The sequence below is a fragment of the Polaribacter ponticola genome, from assembly GCF_026191475.2.
GTDB lineage: Bacteria > Bacteroidota > Bacteroidia > Flavobacteriales > Flavobacteriaceae > Polaribacter > Polaribacter ponticola.
Window position 1 is genome coordinate 1,105,737 of sequence record NZ_JAOSLC020000003.1, and the last position, 17,449, is coordinate 1,123,185.

Below are 17,449 nucleotides of genomic sequence, written 5' to 3' on the forward strand. Positions count from 1 at the left end.
TTTTATTCAATTTACGTTAACAAGTTGTTAACTTTTTTATGTTTTTTTATGTTAAAAAGTTGGTGATTTAAGATTTATTTAAGATTTTTGGCATTAATTAATTCAAATAATTATACAATGAAAACAAAGTTTAATGGAATTTTAACGCTATTACTAGCGTTGGTCGTGCAAATTTCTTTTGCACAAGAAAAAACTATTTCCGGTACTGTGACTGAGGAATCAGGAGCTTTACCAGGAGTTAGTGTTTTAATAAAAGGTACTTCAAACGGTACGGAAACTGATTTTGATGGGAAGTTTTCTATTAAAGCAAAAACAGGAGATGTTCTTGTTTTTAGTTATCTTGGTTATAAAGCAGTAGAAAAAACTGTTAGATCATCAAGTGTTATAAACGTAACAATGGCTGTAGATAGCAATGTTTTAGATGAAGTAGTTGTTACTGCACTTGGTATTAAAAGAGCTAAGAGAGAGACAGTATACCAAACTGAATCTGTTAGTTCTGAAGAACTATTAAAATCTCAACCAACTTCTGCAGCTAGTGCATTAGCAGGTAAGGTAGCAGGTCTTCAAATTAACGTACAAAATAACGGTGTAGATCCAACTTCTCAAATATTATTAAGAGGTTTAAGATCTTTAACTCAATCTAACTCAGCTCTTATTGTTTTAGATGGTTCTGTTTCTACTCAAGGTGCATTTGATCAATTAAACCCAAATGACATTGAAAGCATTAACACTTTAAAAGGTGCAACTGCATCAGCTCTTTATGGATCTAGAGCTGCAAATGGTGTAATTATTGTAAACACTAAACAAGGTAATGGAAGTGGAAAGTTAACAGTAGGTATTAATACTACTACTACAATTGAAGAAATTGCTTATACTCCTGAATTTCAAGATGAATATGGAACTGGATGGCAAGGTGCTTATGAAGCAATTGAGAACACAAACTGGGGGCCAAAATTTGATGGGAAAATTAGAAGAATTGGACCAATTTATACTGATGGATCTTATCAAACAGCTCCATATGCTTCTTCTATAAATAACGTTGAAGAATTTTATGACAAAGGTGCTACTTACCAAAATACTATTTATTTTACAGGTGGTAATGAGAACAGTAGATACTATATGTCTATTGGAGACCAAAGAACAACTGGAATTATTCCTGGAGATACTTATAAAAAGAATACTTTTAGAGTAAATGCTAGTCAAACTTTTGGTAATGTTAAACTTTCTATGAATACAAGTTTCTTCGTAGATAATAAAGATATTGTTGGAGATGAAATTGGATCTCAAAACAGAAACCTTTATTGGTTTATTTTGAATACTTCAAACAACATTAACTTAAAAAGCTACAAAAACTGGAAAACTGATTTTTATGCTTCTCCAAATGGATTTTATAATGGTTACTACCAAAACCCTTATTGGGCAATTGACACTAACAGAGATACTGATAGAAGAAATAGGTTGACAAGTAACATTACTGCTTCTTGGGATGTTGCTGATTGGTTAAACATTACAGGTAGAGTTGGTATTAACAGATCTAGTGGAACTGGTAAAGAATGGAGAGCTGCACAACAGTATGATACTTCAGACATGATTGCAGATGTTTCTAGACCAGATGATGTAAGTTCTTGGGTACAAGATTCTGAATTTCAATCTAGTCAATACACTTCTGAATTAATTGCTTCTTCTGAATTTGAATTAAACAAAGACTTTGATCTTAAAGCATTAGCAGGTTTTACTTCTTTTTCAAGTTCATACAGAGACTCTAATTATAGAGCAAACAACTTAAGTATACCTGGTTTTTATGACTTATCAAATGGTACAGGTCAATTAGTTGGAGATTTTGTAGATGAATCACAAAAAAGAACTTTTGGTGTATTTGCTGATTTAACTTTAGGATATAAAAATTACCTTTTCTTAAACGTAAGTGGTAGAAATGACTGGACATCAACATTAGATCAAGATAACAATAGTTATTTTTATCCATCTGCAGGTCTTTCATTCGTTGCAACTGATGCTATTGAAGCTCTTAAGGAATCGGACATAATTAACTACTTAAAATTAACGTTAAGTCATACCGTTACTTATAACGATATTGGTGCATATGCTATTAATGAAACTTATGGTCAAAGTTCTGGGTTCCCTTTTGGAGATCAAAATGGATTCTTTGTAAATGGAACTGCTGTTGCTGATGAAATTAAAAAAGAGGAAGTGTCTTCTTCTGAATTTGGTTTAAATGCTGCATTTTTAAACAACCGTTTTACTATGGATTTTGCATACTATAGAACTACTACAAAAGATTTAATTACTACTGCTACAACAGCTAACTCTGCTGGTTCAACTGCTTTTTTAACAAACATTGGACAAATCGATGGAGATGGTATTGAATTAACATTAGGTGGTACACCAATTAGAACTGGTGGTGGTTTTGAATGGAATATGGATGTTAACTATACTTCAAGTAATCAAAAAGTAAATAACATTGGTGAAGGTGTAAGTGAAGTAGGTATTCGTACTCTGGGTGACTATGGTATTTATGCTGTTGTTGGTGAAGACTTTCCATTAATTAAAGCTTCTTCTTATGTAAGAGATCCTAATGGAAATGTAGTAGTAAGTGCTGTTGATGGAAACCCAATTATTGGAGGATTAAAGAACTTAGGAAAAACTACTCCTGATTACATTATAGGTTTAAATAATTCTTTTAGTTATAAAGGATTTACTTTAGGAGCTACTATGGATTATAGAACAGGACATGTATACTACTCTCAATTAGCTGATAATATGGAGTTTACTGGTAGGTCTATAGAAAGTGCTTCTGCAAATCGTCAAGATTTTGTATTTCCTAATTCTGTAATAAATACAGGTACAGATGCTGCACCAGTATACGTTGCAAATAATAATATTACTGTTACTGCTGGTAATCAAGATTTTTGGACTGGTAGATATAATGATATTAAAGAAAACTACGTTAAAGATGCAACTTCTTTAAAATTAAGAGAATTATCTTTTGGTTACACTTTCCCTGCTAAGTACTTAACAAATACTGGTTTTTCAAAAATGAGTTTTACATTAGTAGGAAGAAATTTATTTACTTGGTTACCTAAAGAAAATAGATTTTCTGATCCAGAATTTAACAACACAAATAATAACGCTATTGGTTTAGGAGGATACTTACAATCTCCACCAACAAGAACCTTTGGTTTTAACGTTAACTTAGAATTTTAATAATTAAGACTTTTATAAAATGAGAAAATTAATAATAATTTTGAATCTTGCAATACTTTCTGTATTTGCAGTTTCATGTGAATCTTTTTTGAATGTCAATGAAGATCCGAACAATCCTGTAGATGTATCTCCGGATTTAAAGTTACCAGTAGCATTAAATTATACTAATGGTATATTAAACAATAGAACTTCAACAAATTCTTTAGGGAATTTAATGTTAGGAAACTGGAGTCAAAGTGATGGTTACTCTTGGTACCTTACTGAATTTCAATACAATGTAACTACATCTTTTTATGGAGGTATTTGGAACACAACTTATGGTAGTGCTTTAAAACAATATCATTCATTAGATGTTACAACAGAGAATAATGAGTATTATCAAGCAATTGCTAAAATTATGAAAACTTTTCACTTTCAAATTTTAGTTGATACTTATGGTGATATCCCTTATACTGAGGCTTTACAAAGAGGTGCCAATACGACACCAGCTTATGATGATGCTTTAACAGTATATGAAGACTTAATAGTGCAATTAGATAATGCTATTGCATTAATAAATCAAGGTGCATCAAACTTTAATGTTATAATTCCTGGGTCTGATGACGGTGTATTTGCAGGAAATATGAATGAATGGAAAAAGTTCGCTAATACTATTAAGTTAAGAATTTTAGTTAGACAATCTAGTATGGCTGGTAGAGCTTCATATATTACTCAAGAATTTGCTAAAATAGCAAGTGAAGGTTCTGGATATATTACAGAAAATGCTGGTTCTAACATTGGATATAATAATTCAACTTCTCAGCAAAGTCCTTTCTGGGGAACTTATAAAGCGAATGTAGAAGGAACTTTATTAAATAACTTTAAAGCTACTTGTGCAACACCATTTGCATTAAATACTTTAATGAACTTAAATGATGCTAGAATTGATTACATCTATGAAATCCCTTTAAGTGGAACTCATTTAGGTGTTGAGCAAGGATTAAGCCCTTATCCAGCACCAGTTGGAACATTAGGTGAAGATAATGTATCTAATATTGGACCTGGATTATTAAAAAGTCCTGAACAAGATGTTATTATCTTTTCTTTAGCAGAAGCTAAGTTTTTACAAGCAGAAGCTGCACAAAGAGGTTTACTTAATACTATTTCTGCTAAAGTTGCTTATGAGCAAGGAGTAAAAGCTTCTTTCGATTACTTAGGAGCTAGTATGGGTGATTACTTAACACAAATTAAGCCATTAGCAAATTGGGATGCATCTCCAAACAAAATTGAAGCAATTATGACTCAAAAGTATATCGCTTTAAACGGTGTAAGTGCTGGTCAATCTTGGTTTGATTATTCAAGAACTGGATACCCTACAGGTTTACCTGTTTCTTTACAAGCTTCTACTGCAGATAGACCTGTAAGACTTGCGTATCCTTCTAGTGAAATTACTGGAAACTCTGCAAACGTTCCAGCTCAACCAAATGTTTTTACGACAAAAATATTTTGGGCTAATTAATTTTAAAATAAATATATCATGAAAAAAATATCAAAATATCTTTTACTTTTTGTTCTTTCATTAAGTATTACATCGTGTTTAGTCGATGATTCAGATTTTACTGCTGATTTTGACGAAACGTCTAACGTTGTTGGATTTACAAAATCAAGTAGTAGTATAGCTGGTGTTGCTAATGGAGACGAGTATATGTTTGAATTACCTTTAGAGGTAAAAGGACCTACTGCTGCTGCTTACACTAGTGATGTTACAATTAATATCTCTGTAGACCCTTCTTCAACTGCTGTTGAAGGAACTAACTTTACATTAGGTGCTACTAGCTTAGTATTAACTGCTGCTAATGATTATAAAGTAAATTTACCTATTACATTATTAACACAAGGTATTGCAGCTCCTTTAGCTGAGAGCCCAGTCTTAAAATTAATGGTAAGTTCTGCTGATGGTGTAGATAATATTTTACCTAATGGTAAGTCTTTAGATTTAACATTAAATTATTTATGTTTTTCTAATTTAGCTGGAAATTATGATGTAACTCTTCGTTACATAAATGCTTCTGCTGGAATAGATTCTAATTATGCTTTTACAGATACATTAACTGAAACTGGAGATGGTGAATACCGTTCTGGTAGAGTTGGACACTGGACTGCTGCACAATTAGGTGGTACACCAGGAATGACTTTTAACGATGTTTGTAATGTAGTAAGTATACCTTACCAAAACTTAGTTGATAGATATTCTAATATTGTTGAAGGTGTAGCTGGAGATAGTTCTGTAGACCCTGCAACTGGAGCAATTTCATTTCATTATACAATCGTTGTACCACCAGCTACTGATGGTAGAGAGTATTTTGTAACTTATACTCCACAATAAAAAGCTAAATAATTAATTAAAAAATACAATAAAATGAAAAAACATATTTTATACCTATTCTTAATAAGTTTAGCATTTACATCATGTGATGATGATGAAACTGGTGATGTAGCAATACAAAGTTATAGCCCAGTTACTATTAATTTATCTTTAAGCGATAATAATGTAACAATTAGTGAAAGTGCTATTGCTGGTGGTCATCAAGACTATACTGTTACTGCTACTTTATCTGAAGCACAAACTTTAGATTATGTTGTAAACTTCGAACAAGTTGGTGGTAATGCTGATGAAAATGATTATGAAACTCATAACATTATCATTAGAGCAGGTGCTACATCTGGAACAAGTGATATTTCAATTTTACAAACTGGTGACATTGAAGGTAATGAAAATGTAACTATTACAGCTACAACTTTTAAAACTGCTAAATTATCTGGAGATGTTGTTTTTAAAGCAAATATCGTTGATGATTACGTAAATGATGTTGTAAAAACTTCAGCAACATGGGCAGGTTCATATGATTATACTGTTACAGGTGCTGCAGTTTCTGTAGATTACTGTGATATTGATCTTGATGTGTTACTATTTGATGGTAGTTTTGGTTTTGTAGGTTACTTAGGAGCTACTGGTTCTTGTACTGAAACTGGTGAAATTTCTGGTTTAGCAGATGGTACTTACTATATTGCTATTGATGTTTATGACAACCCAATTGCACAGTTTGGAACAAACCAACCATTACCTATTACATTTACTTATAGTCAAGAACACTTTGATACAAGTGGTACATTTGTAATTGGTGGCTTTACTACTGATAGTTCTCCTGGAACATTTTTAGTAGCACAAGTTGATGTTGTAAATGGATATATGTATACTATTACTCCACTATAATATAATTCAATATTATTTTATAATATTTAAACCACCTCTTATGAGGTGGTTTTTTTATGCTCATAATTTAACATACATTTGCAACATGATGACAGAAGTAAAAGAAACAACAAATATATTTGGTATAAGAGCTATTATTGAAGCAATAGAAAGTGGTTCTACAATAAATAAAGTTTACCTACAAAAGGGACTTAGAGGAGAATTGTTTTATGAACTTAACAAATTAATTAAAATAAAAAACCTTACAACAAGTATGGTTCCTGTCGAAAAGTTAGACAGGTTGTCAAAAAATAGTAACCACCAAGGAGCAGTAGCACAAATATCTCCTGTAGAGTTTTATGATTTAGAAGAACTAATAGAAAAGACAATAGAAGATAAAAAAACTCCATTGTTTTTAGTTTTAGATCAATTATCTGATGTTCGTAATTTCGGTGCTATTATAAGAACTGCTGAATGTACAGGTGTAAATGGAATAATTATACAAAAAAATGGAAGCGCCCCAGTAAATGCTGAAACTATAAAAACATCGGCTGGAGCTGCATTTAAAATGCCTATTTGTAAAGTAGATCATATCAAAGATGCTTTATTTATTCTACAAGGTTCCGATATTAAAACAGTAGCTGCAACAGAGAAAACAGAAGATTCAATTTTTAATATTAACTTTAATCAACCAATTGCTATAGTTATGGGTTCTGAGCATAGAGGTGTTAATCCATCAGTTCTTAAAATGGTAGATTATAAAGCAAAATTACCATTGTTAGGTGAAATAGCATCACTAAATGTTTCTGTAGCATGTGGAGCTTTTTTATACGAAACAGTTAGACAAAGAATAACGGAAATTAAAAATTAATAGCTTAATCAAAATTTTGCTCCTTATCCATTTTCTCTTCTAAAATAGGTGGAGCAAAATTTCCATTTTCATCAAAAAGCAAATCAAATTCAGTCTCTATAAATTGATGTTCTTTTTTAACAATACCTTTTTTTCTATATAGGATTGACAATAGTAAACCTATAAGAAATCCAGATAAATGTCCTTCCCAAGACATTCCTTCTTTAATAGGAAAAACGTACCAAATCATACTACCGTATAAAAAAATTATTATAAGTGATAAAGCAACTAATCGATAGTGTTTTCTTATAATACCACTAAAGAAAATAAAACTGAATAACAAGTATACTATTCCGCTTGCACCAATATGGAAAGATTCTCTTGCAATGACCCAAGTTAAAAAACCTGTAAAAAAACCACCTAAAGTTAATACTTTGTAAGCAACATTTTTATAGAAGTAAAAAAGACAGCTTAAAAGAACGAATAAAGGTATTGAATTATTAAAAAGATGACTAGTGTTACTATGAATAAAATGTGTTAAAAAAACACCCTTAAAACCTTCTAAAGTTCTTGGATAAACACCTAATTTGTTAAAATTAAGCTCAAATTTAATTTCAATCCAATAAATAAACCAAATTATAAATACATACAAAATAGGAATAAAAAAATAGACTTTGAAATTTTTAACTGATTTTCTTCTTTCATCAATTTAAAAACAGCAAAAATCTAACCAAAAAATATTTATACAATTTCTGTCATAAAACTTTATTATTTTTACAAAATGAATGAACCTTTGGCAGAGAGAATTAGACCCAAAACACTAGACGATTATATTAGTCAGCAACATTTAGTTGGTAAAAATGGTGTACTGACTAATTTAATTAAACAAGGAATTATACCTTCTTTAATACTTTGGGGACCACCAGGAATTGGTAAAACTACACTAGCAAATATTATTGCTACAGAATCTAAGAGACCTTTTTATACTTTAAGTGCTATTAGTTCTGGTGTAAAAGATGTAAGAGATGTTATTGAAAAAGCAAAAAAAGGTGGTGGTTTATTTACTGCAAAAAATCCAATTCTTTTTATTGATGAAATTCACAGATTTAGTAAATCTCAACAAGATTCATTGTTAGGAGCAGTTGAAAAAGGTTGGGTTACACTTATTGGTGCTACAACAGAGAATCCTAGTTTTGAGGTGATACCTGCCCTACTTTCTCGTAGTCAAGTATACATTTTAAATTCATTTGACAGAAATGATTTAATTGCTCTTTTAAATAGAGCAATGGAAAAAGATGTACTTTTATCAACTAAAAAAATAACTCTTAAAGAAACTGAAGCGTTACTACAAGTATCAAGTGGAGATGCGAGAAAATTATTAAACATTTTTGAGTTATTAGTTTCTACTGAAGAAGAAATTGTTATTACTAACGCATTAGTATTAGAAAAAATACAGAAAAATGCTGTTAGATATGATAAAACTGGAGAACAACATTATGATATAGTTTCTGCTTTTATAAAATCTATTAGAGGAAGTGATCCAAACGGTGCTGTATATTGGTTAGCTAGAATGATTGAAGGTGGAGAAGATGTAAAGTTTATTGCAAGAAGGTTACTTATTGCTGCTGCTGAAGATATTGGAAATGCAAATCCTACAGCATTAATATTAGCAAATAATACATTCCAAGCTGTATCAGTAATTGGATATCCAGAATCTAGAATTATATTAAGTCAGTGTGCAGTATATTTAGCAAATTCTCCTAAGAGTAATGCATCTTATTTAGCAATAGGAAAAGCACAAAATATAGTACAGAATACTGGCGATTTATCTATTCCGCTTCATTTAAGAAATGCTCCAACAAAATTAATGAAAGATTTAGATTACGGTAAAGATTACAAATATTCTCATGATTATACGAATAATTTTATTCAACAAGAATTTTTACCTGAAAAAATTTCAGGAACAATTATGTATGAACCAGGTAGTAATACAAGAGAAAATCAATTTAGAGAATCCTTAAAAGACAAATGGAAAGGTAAATATGATTATTAAAATTTAATTAAATATTCCTTTTTAATTAATTGATTATTTTCATAAATTTCAGAATACCAAGTATTCTCATTTTTATATAGAACACCATTTTTATCTTTAATAATAAAAACATCTTTTAAATTAGTTTTTAATATTAAAAAAACAACTTCTGGTTTCATATTTACTAATTGAAATCCATTGTTTTTCGGTTGAGCATATAGTATCTCTTTTGTTTTTTCCTCAATCAGTTCTGTTTTTAAAGACGTTTTATTTATTAGATTAGCTTTAGTTACAACGTTAACTTTAGGAGTAGCATTTATAGTTTCCTTAACTAAATTAGAGTTATCATCAACAATAGAATATACATATTTAAATTTAGACATCGATTTAAAAGCACTTCTAATTGCTTGATGATAAGATTTTTTGTAATCTTTTTCTTTACTAATCCCAACTCCTGTTGTATAAACAACTTTAGAATTACAATCTTTAAATTCTATCAGACTTTTAGTTTTAAACATTCCTGAATTATCTATAACCGTAGCTTGTACTCCTAAGCATCTATTTGTATTTAATTCTAAAGGCAACTTTTCATTGCTTAAAAAAACTGTAAATCCTTTTTTTCTAATAAAAACTTAGTTAAAGAACTCGTACTATAACCATCTGTAATTTTTACAAAATCAAATTTAGCAGGTACTATTACATATTTGTAATTATTAAGTTTTTCTGCTTGACTAAATAGAGTAATACTTGTTAAAAGAAAGAAAGTGAGAGTTATGTTTTTTATCATCTTAATTAAAAATTACATTTATACCGAGTTGTAAAGATAAATTATTTGCTTTGGATAAGTTATTATACTCAAAAATATTATCAATCATGCCATAAATATTTACCTTACTAAATTGAGCAGAAATTCCTGCTCCTATATTATAATTAGATAAATCATCTATAGTATAAGTGAATTTAGTATGAATTTTACTAGTAATTGCTTTCTGATAAAAAGCTGTAAGTGCTAATTGCGGACTTAAAGGTCTAAGAATATTAAAAAGTTGAACACCTAAAGCATCTGTATAATAATCTTTATGATTATTATCGTAACAGACTTTACTCCTTCTTTCTCCGAAACTATATTTTAAAGCAGCATTTACTTTTACAGGTCTCCAAGTTGTATAAGAATTTGAATTTTCTTCTGTTGGTAATTGCTCTTTAAATAATGCATCAATTTCAGCCCAATAATTTCTAGAAGACCCGTCATAATCGAAACCAACACCATCAAAAACAAAATTACCGTTTGCTACCGTATTTTTAATGTTTTTTTTATGATTTATAAAACCAAAATCTAAAATACTCCCAGAAAACTCTAATTGCGGTGTTATATGGTAAGTAACACCAATATCCAATCCCATTCCTAAACTTCCTCCTAAAAGTGTATTATTTAAAAAAGTTTTTGGAGTATCTATATACTCATTGTTTTCTACTATACCTGAAGTTCTTAAATTAATGTTCACATTGTCTAAATAATGTCTATAAATATTGTTAGAACCTTGAATAGAAGTTACTGTACCTGAATTATTTGAAGATTCCATATTTATTGAAGAAGAGTAAATTTTAAATCTAGCTCCAAGAGTTAATTTTTCGTTTATTTTTCTTGTTATTCCAGCGTGAATTACACCAAGTAAATCTAATTTATAAAGCAATTGAGAGGCATCAAAACTTTTATTTAAATAAGCTTGGTTTCCTTCGTGCAGTAGAGTAATAAAATCTTTTGGAAAATACCCAATAGCATCAAATTCCTCATAAAAACCACCACTAATATATGTTTTATCATTTATTCTATACCCCAAGTTTAAAACTTCAATTTGAGTATTAAATTTCACATAATCTCTATTATTTAGAGTACTTAATACTTCTGATATTTTATCATTAATAGATCTACCATCAGCTAAAAAAAGATCTGAAATTGTAAAACCTTTTGACCCAAGTTCTGTAGAAAAACCAGACAATAAAGGCACACCAACATGGAACTTATGATTAATTTCTGATGCAGGGTTTAATAATAAAGTTTGAGGTAACTCTGCAAAACCAAATAATACTTGTTTATTTTGAGTATATAAGTTTGAAAACCACAAAAGGCTAATAAAAAAAAATCTTCCTCATTTTTAAATACCTTTTTCTATATATAAAGTTACTGCAGATTTAAACTCAAATTCACTTGTTCCGTTAGAATTTAAAGGACTTGTAGAGTTTTCTAATCTTGCATTGATTTTAACATGAGTCGTATTTTTTATATTTTGATTTGCCAATACATCTATTTCCTCTATATACAAGTAATTTAAATTAGAAGACTCAATATTTAAAGGAGAAAACTTATATGTTACATTATTATTATCATCTAAAAACTCAACATTAATAGTAAAATCTCTATCAAATTCATTTTTTATTTCAACATTAAAATCTAATTTTATCAAATTATTCTTTAAATAATCGTTTTCAAAAACTCGAAAACCTGATACATCAGAAATTTCTGATTGTTGAATTGTGCCTGTTTCATCAAAAAACTGAATAGGTAAGATTGTGAAATAAGCTAAAGAAGATGTATAAACGGGTGTTATTACAACATCATCTAATTGATCAAAATTAAGATTATCTGAACAGGAAGATAAAAATAACAAAAGGGTAAAATAAATTGTTTTTTGTAGGGATTTCATAAGTGTATTTATAACGAAAATAATGCTAAAGATATTGCTTTAATTCTAAAAGTGAAGTAATACTTTTAAAGTTATAATCAATATTTTTTTTATGATCAAAGTTACAATGAATAGCCTCTAATCCTATATTAATAGCTCCTAAAACATCTGCTTCAATACTATCGCCAATCATTATAGAATTTTCTTGTTTTGCGCCAGCTACTTTTAAAGCATGATGAAAAACTTTTGGATTCGGTTTTTTAACTCCAACAGATTCAGATGTTATAATGGCATCAAAATAGTGTAAGATTTTTGAAGATTCCATTTTTTTTGTTTGAACTTCTTCAAACCCATTTGTTATAATATGAAGCACATACTTATCTTTTAAATAGTCTAGAATTTCGAAAGTACCTTCAAATAAATAATTAAAATGTGGTAAAAATTCTATGTATTGATTAGCTATTTCATCAATTAAAACATCTGATATTGTATAATTAACAGCATCAAAAGTTTTTTTAAGTCTTTGATACCTTAACTCACTTTTGGTTACTTTTTCTTCTCTATATAGTCTCCAATACTGAAAATTTATTGGTTTATAAACTTCTAAAAAAATATTTAAGTTAAGTTCTATTTTTTGCTTTTTAAATATTTTTTGAAAAGTTAAGTCAGAGTTTCTTTCAAAATCCCATAAAGTGTGATCTAAATCAAAAAATACGTGTTTTATTCCCATTGCCTAAAAGTAAAAATTAATACAATACAAAACTGTCTTTAAGTTATTATATTTGTTTGAATAAAATATTTTTTTGAATAAAAGACTTCATATACTTTTTTTGTGTGGATGGTTTCCTTCTAGAGTATCTCCTACCAATGGTGATTTTATACAAAGGCATGCACAAGCTGTTTCTTTAAAACATAAAGTTACTATTTTTCATATTATATCTGATAAGAACACGAAAAAGACTATTGAAATTGATTCAAGTATTATTAATGGAGTTGAAACTCATATTGCTTATTTAAAGCAAACTAAAAATCCACTTAAAAAAGGTTTTTTATTTTTTAAAGCATATAAATCTCTATTAGACAAAATTGATTTTTTTGATTTAATTCATCTCAACGAAACATTTCCTTTTGGCGTTTTAAGTTTATATTCTAAATGGTTTCATAAAAAACCTTACATTATTTCTGAGCATTGGACTGGTTATCACTATCCTAACTCGAAAAACATTTCTTTCTTACAAAAAAAAATTATTAAAATAATTACTAAAAATGCAAGTTTTGTTTGCCCTGTTACTAATGATTTAAAAAAATCTATGACAAAATTAGGGTTTAAAGGAAACTTTAAAAGAGTGCCAAATGTTGTAGACACAAACTTATTTTATCCAATAAAGAAAACTAATTTTACATATACAATTACTCATATTTCTAATATGATAAACGAACACAAAAACATAGAAGGTGTTCTTAGAGTTTTTGCTAAAATTGAGAAACAGGTTAATGAAATAAATTTTAAAATTATTGGTAATCAATCTGATAAGTATTTAAGTTTCGCAAGAAAATTAAACATTAATTTAAAAAAGACTTCGTTTATAAACCAAATTCCTCATAATGAAATTGCAAAAGAATTACAAAACAGTAATCTTTTTGTTTTGTTTAGCAATTATGAAAACTTACCTTGTGTAATATTAGAAGCTTTTTCTTGTGGAGTACCAGTTATTTCTACAGATGTTGGCGGAATAAATGAGTTTTTTCCACAAGATTTCGGATATTTAATTGACGTTAACGATGAAACTGATTTATTTAATAAAATAATACAAATGTTCAATGGTTTTAAAGCCGATAAAAATAAAATGCATAACTATGTAGAAGAAGAGTTCTCAGAAACTAGTATTGCTAATCAATTTACTACATTGTATCAAAAAACTTTAAATAGATAACCCTGAAAACAATAAAACAATTTATAACTAATTTTTTAAACAGATCTGGGAGTTATGTTTTTCTAGCTACTATAATTGCTAGAATTCTATCTTTTGTAGCTTCTTGGATTGCCTTAAAACTAGTTTCTAATGAAGAATTAGGAGTTGTACTTTTTGCTTATAATATCATTATCTTTTTAATACCTATTAGTGGCTTAGGTCTACACCAAAGTTTAATAAGGTATGGAGCGTTAATTAAAACGGAAGTAGAAAAAAACAGCCTTTTTCTTTATGTATATAAAAAAGGAATGCTTGCTTCTTTTATTTTAATCTCTTTAATTATTAGCGTTAGTTATTTTATAAATTTTAAGTTCGACAATACGTTTACCTATATAATTATACTCTCTTTTATCATTTTTCCTTCTTTTTTATTCGAAATAATAAGAGCACAATTTAGGCTTAAACATAACAATAAAACTTTTGCTTTTACAGAGTTTGTGCATAGTGTAATTTTATTAGTTAGTATCTTTAGTTTAAGTTATTTTTTTAAGGAAATAGGATATGCAATTGCCTTATTAATAACACCACTTATAACATCATTACTTTTTTTAAGAAAATTAAATATCGATTTTAAATCTAAATTAAAGCTTACAATAACAGACTTTAGTTTTTGGAAATATGGTTTTTTCGCAAGTTTATCTAATGTGGTTACACAACTACTTTTTGTTATTGATATTTTATTAATTGGCTACTTACTAGAAGACACAGAAATGATTACAAATTATAGGTATATTTCTTTAATTCCGTTTAGCCTTTTATTTTTACCTAGAGTTTTTATGGCAACTGACTTTGTTGTATTTACAGAAAATATTTTTAATAAAGAATACATTACTAACTATATAAAAAGTTATATGTTATTTTTCTTTTTTGCAAGTATCTTTTTTGTCGTTTTTTGTTGGCTTTTCTCTACTCAGATCCTAACTCTTTTAGATCCTAATTTTACACAATTTGTTGATACTTTTCTAATATTGATGTTAGGTATTACGGGAATTTATATTTTTAGAGGATTGTTTGGAAATCTACTATCTTCAATAGGTAAAGCACACGTAAATTATTACATAGCAAGTTTTGCTCTTATTCTAAATATAATTAGTAATTATTATTTAATTCCTAAACACGGTATAAAAGGAGCTGCAATTACATCGGCAATTTTAATGTGGTTTACAGGTATTTTATCTGCTATTATTTTTGTTTTAAATTACAAAAAACTACTTCTTAAACAGTTTTAAAAACCAAGGTAAATTGCGAAACATGACTTGTTGATAAACTTCATTACTGGCTCCAAAACTTAAAAAATAATTAGCTATTGTTTTCATTGATGAACCTCCAAAATTAAAAAAATCATAATTTTTGTGAAAACGATAAATTGCTCTATCAATCAAAAAAGTATTGGCACCGTTTTTTCTGTTTTTAAAATTTGTAGAAGACACTAAAATAGTAATAGTATCATTATGCTTTAGAAAAAAACCAGCAGCAACTAATTCATCTGCTTTATTATAAATAGAAAGTAACTCACCTACTCTATTTTTAATACTAAGTTTTATAATCTTTTCTAAAACTTTATAATCTTTCTCTACAATATTTGGAGTTCTTTTACCAACATTATCTTTAAATAATTGAATTAATTTCTCTGGCTTATCGTTCCACTTCTCAATTAAATCAGCTTTTTTTGCTTTTTGCAAATCCTTTCTTCTATCTTTTCTGTAAAGGCTAAAAACGGTATCATAATCTTTCTTCAAAGAGATAAATTGCATCTTTTTTTCTATAAAATAAGAGTCTATTATTTCAAAAGTGTTTTGAGTATTCAATCTTAATTCAACAGATTTAAACTTACTAAAAAGAAGTTTGACAAAATTGTTTGCATCTACATTTTTAGATAATGAAAAAATTCCTAGTTCTAACAACCAAAAGGGAGGATATACATATTTAAAACCATATTTTTTACGCCAAGAGATTGGCATTACAGCATTATAATCACCAAGAACCAAAACATCCCAATTATCTGCAACAATATCTAAATACCAAGAAAAAGCATATACTCTAGATTGTATAGATTTCTTAATACAATTATCATATTTAACGATATCTAAATCTTGTCTTTTTATATATTTTATCATTTAAGAAGTCGCTATTTTCAACATAGATTCATATAATCGTTTCCAACCTTTCCAACGTAAATAGTTACTTAAATTTTCATTATGAAAAAGAGTGATAAAAGTTCCGTTTACCGCTTTTACTTCGTTTTTAAGATCTCTAATTCTACCTAAAGACTGTTTTGGAGTTAGCTTCATATAATCGTTTAAAGTAGTATCCATAAGTGCAAAAGGAAATACTTTTAATGGTGTTTGAATTTCAAAATCTAAATCGTAGAAATAAAAAGGCGTACAAGTACCTGCTCTAAATCCAACGTTACTTGCATATCCCATAGAGTAATCTTCTTCTACTTCTAAATCTATTAAATTTTGATACGTTTCTGGCAAAGAAAAACGCAGATAATGTTGTCTCGATCTTTTTACTGGCATATTTGTAATATTCTCTAAACGTTCTTTCTCCTTCTTTAAAAGCGCTGCATCTTGCATTGTAAAATAAGATGGATGTAAGCCTACTTTTGCATAATCTACCATTTCTTTTATCAGTAATTTAAACTTTCCTTTTGATGCAGAAACATTCGTATCAAAAGTGGTATAATCACCAATTAAAAAGAAAAAAATTGTTTTAACATTATATTCTTTTTTTAACCTTAAAATCTTATCAAAAGTATCGAACGGATCGCTTTTAATATTGCAAACTACTGCAAAACGATTCCATGTTTCCACCAACTTAAATTTAAATAAATCGTTAAAAAAACCTCCAACACTTCTTACTAAACTTTTGTATTTATAAGCAAAAGCATTATCTATATCTATAGTAGAAATATATTCGTAATCTCTTTTTTGGTATTCGTAATCTGGAAATTTTTCTTGTAGAATTTCTAAAAATTTATACGCCCAAATATCTACTACAGGTTTTTCTAAAAATTTATGTTTAAAAGCTAAACTTTGTTCTGCTGTATAACGACCAAAAATATCTTTTACATGTGGTAAATACTCTTCATATCTAGAAATTAGATAAAAACTAGAAGCAAAAATATCAAACGGAATTGTAGATTTTAAGTTTGTATTAAAAAAACAAGGTACATTATTCCATTTTTGAATAGTAAAATCCAGATCGTTTACACCTTGTTCAAATAACAAATTATTACTTTTTATAAAAAATTCATTTCCTAATGGTGTTTTTGTATACGATAATTTTGGGCCATTGTAGGCTACAAATTCTTCTATCTTTGTTGTAAAATCTACAGGTATTAAAAGTGTTCTTGTAAGAATATGTTTAAAAATATAACGTACTCTAGGTGTTATTTTATGTGTAAAAACTAATATCATGGTTTCAGTTTGCAGTTTTCAGTAGCAGTATTCA

15 protein-coding genes are annotated in these 17,449 nt (G+C 28.4%); 8 read left to right on the forward strand and 7 right to left on the reverse strand.

Annotated features, from left to right (window positions below):
• Positions 1-117 precede the first annotated feature (117 nt).
• The 5 genes from N5A56_RS10115 (at position 118) to rlmB (ending at position 7,325) form a co-directional block, all read left to right on the forward strand.
• Positions 118-3,222 (forward strand): SusC/RagA family TonB-linked outer membrane protein, encoded by a 3,105-nt coding sequence (locus tag N5A56_RS10115; protein WP_265725349.1) that lies wholly within the window; start codon positions 118-120, stop codon positions 3,220-3,222.
• Positions 3,223-3,241: 19 nt separating this feature from the next.
• Positions 3,242-4,720: a SusD/RagB family nutrient-binding outer membrane lipoprotein gene (locus tag N5A56_RS10120; RefSeq protein ID WP_265725350.1), complete on the forward strand. Its 1,479-nt coding sequence runs from the start codon at positions 3,242-3,244 to the stop codon at positions 4,718-4,720.
• A gap of 18 nt (positions 4,721-4,738) precedes the next feature.
• Positions 4,739-5,587: a hypothetical protein gene (locus tag N5A56_RS10125; protein WP_265725351.1), complete on the forward strand. Its 849-nt coding sequence runs from the start codon at positions 4,739-4,741 to the stop codon at positions 5,585-5,587.
• Positions 5,588-5,620: 33 nt separating this feature from the next.
• Positions 5,621-6,475 carry a hypothetical protein gene (locus N5A56_RS10130; RefSeq protein ID WP_265725352.1) on the forward strand — a complete coding sequence of 285 codons (855 nt, stop codon included), beginning with the start codon at positions 5,621-5,623 and terminating at the stop codon, positions 6,473-6,475.
• Positions 6,476-6,560: 85 nt separating this feature from the next.
• Positions 6,561-7,325 carry a 23S rRNA (guanosine(2251)-2'-O)-methyltransferase RlmB gene (gene rlmB / locus N5A56_RS10135; RefSeq protein ID WP_265726127.1) on the forward strand — a complete coding sequence of 255 codons (765 nt, stop codon included), beginning with the start codon at positions 6,561-6,563 and terminating at the stop codon, positions 7,323-7,325.
• Positions 7,326-7,329: 4 nt separating this feature from the next.
• Here rlmB and N5A56_RS10140 read toward each other — a convergent pair whose 3' ends face one another.
• On the reverse strand, positions 7,330-7,956 hold the full coding sequence (locus N5A56_RS10140; RefSeq protein WP_265725353.1) for a rhomboid family intramembrane serine protease: 627 nt from the start codon (positions 7,954-7,956) through the stop codon (positions 7,330-7,332).
• A gap of 129 nt (positions 7,957-8,085) precedes the next feature.
• Here N5A56_RS10140 and N5A56_RS10145 point away from each other — a divergent pair, with 129 nt between their 5' ends.
• Positions 8,086-9,357, forward strand: a complete 1,272-nt coding sequence (locus N5A56_RS10145; protein ID WP_265725354.1) for a replication-associated recombination protein A — start codon at positions 8,086-8,088, stop codon at positions 9,355-9,357.
• Here the strand turns inward: N5A56_RS10145 and N5A56_RS10150 are convergent.
• The 4 genes from N5A56_RS10150 to N5A56_RS10165 form a co-directional block, all read right to left on the reverse strand.
• Positions 9,354-9,920: a hypothetical protein gene (locus tag N5A56_RS10150; protein WP_265725355.1), complete on the reverse strand. Its 567-nt coding sequence runs from the start codon at positions 9,918-9,920 to the stop codon at positions 9,354-9,356. The genes N5A56_RS10145 and N5A56_RS10150 overlap by 4 nt on opposite strands.
• Before the next feature lie 204 nt (positions 9,921-10,124).
• On the reverse strand, positions 10,125-11,462 hold the full coding sequence (locus N5A56_RS10155) for a DUF5723 family protein (protein WP_265725356.1): 1,338 nt from the start codon (positions 11,460-11,462) through the stop codon (positions 10,125-10,127).
• A gap of 30 nt (positions 11,463-11,492) precedes the next feature.
• Positions 11,493-12,041, reverse strand: a complete 549-nt coding sequence (locus N5A56_RS10160; protein WP_265725357.1) for a hypothetical protein — start codon at positions 12,039-12,041, stop codon at positions 11,493-11,495.
• A gap of 25 nt (positions 12,042-12,066) precedes the next feature.
• Entirely contained in the window at positions 12,067-12,750 is a 684-nt protein-coding gene (locus N5A56_RS10165) for a YjjG family noncanonical pyrimidine nucleotidase (RefSeq protein ID WP_265725358.1), read from the reverse strand.
• 73 nt (positions 12,751-12,823) lie between these two features.
• Between N5A56_RS10165 and N5A56_RS10170 the strand changes: the two genes are divergently transcribed.
• Positions 12,824-13,954, forward strand: a complete 1,131-nt coding sequence (locus tag N5A56_RS10170; RefSeq protein WP_265725359.1) for a glycosyltransferase family 4 protein — start codon at positions 12,824-12,826, stop codon at positions 13,952-13,954.
• Positions 13,955-13,977: 23 nt separating this feature from the next.
• Entirely contained in the window at positions 13,978-15,222 is a 1,245-nt protein-coding gene (locus N5A56_RS10175) for an oligosaccharide flippase family protein (protein ID WP_265726128.1), read from the forward strand.
• Here N5A56_RS10175 and N5A56_RS10180 read toward each other — a convergent pair.
• Both N5A56_RS10180 and N5A56_RS10185 read right to left on the reverse strand, forming a co-directional pair.
• Positions 15,202-16,110: a hypothetical protein gene (locus N5A56_RS10180; RefSeq protein WP_265725360.1), complete on the reverse strand. Its 909-nt coding sequence runs from the start codon at positions 16,108-16,110 to the stop codon at positions 15,202-15,204. The genes N5A56_RS10175 and N5A56_RS10180 overlap by 21 nt on opposite strands.
• The gene (locus N5A56_RS10185; protein WP_265725361.1) at positions 16,111-17,415 is read right to left on the reverse strand and encodes a polysaccharide deacetylase family protein; all 1,305 of its coding nucleotides are present in this window, start codon (positions 17,413-17,415) and stop codon (positions 16,111-16,113) included. It lies immediately after the preceding gene.
• Between the last annotated feature and the right edge of the window lie 34 nt (positions 17,416-17,449).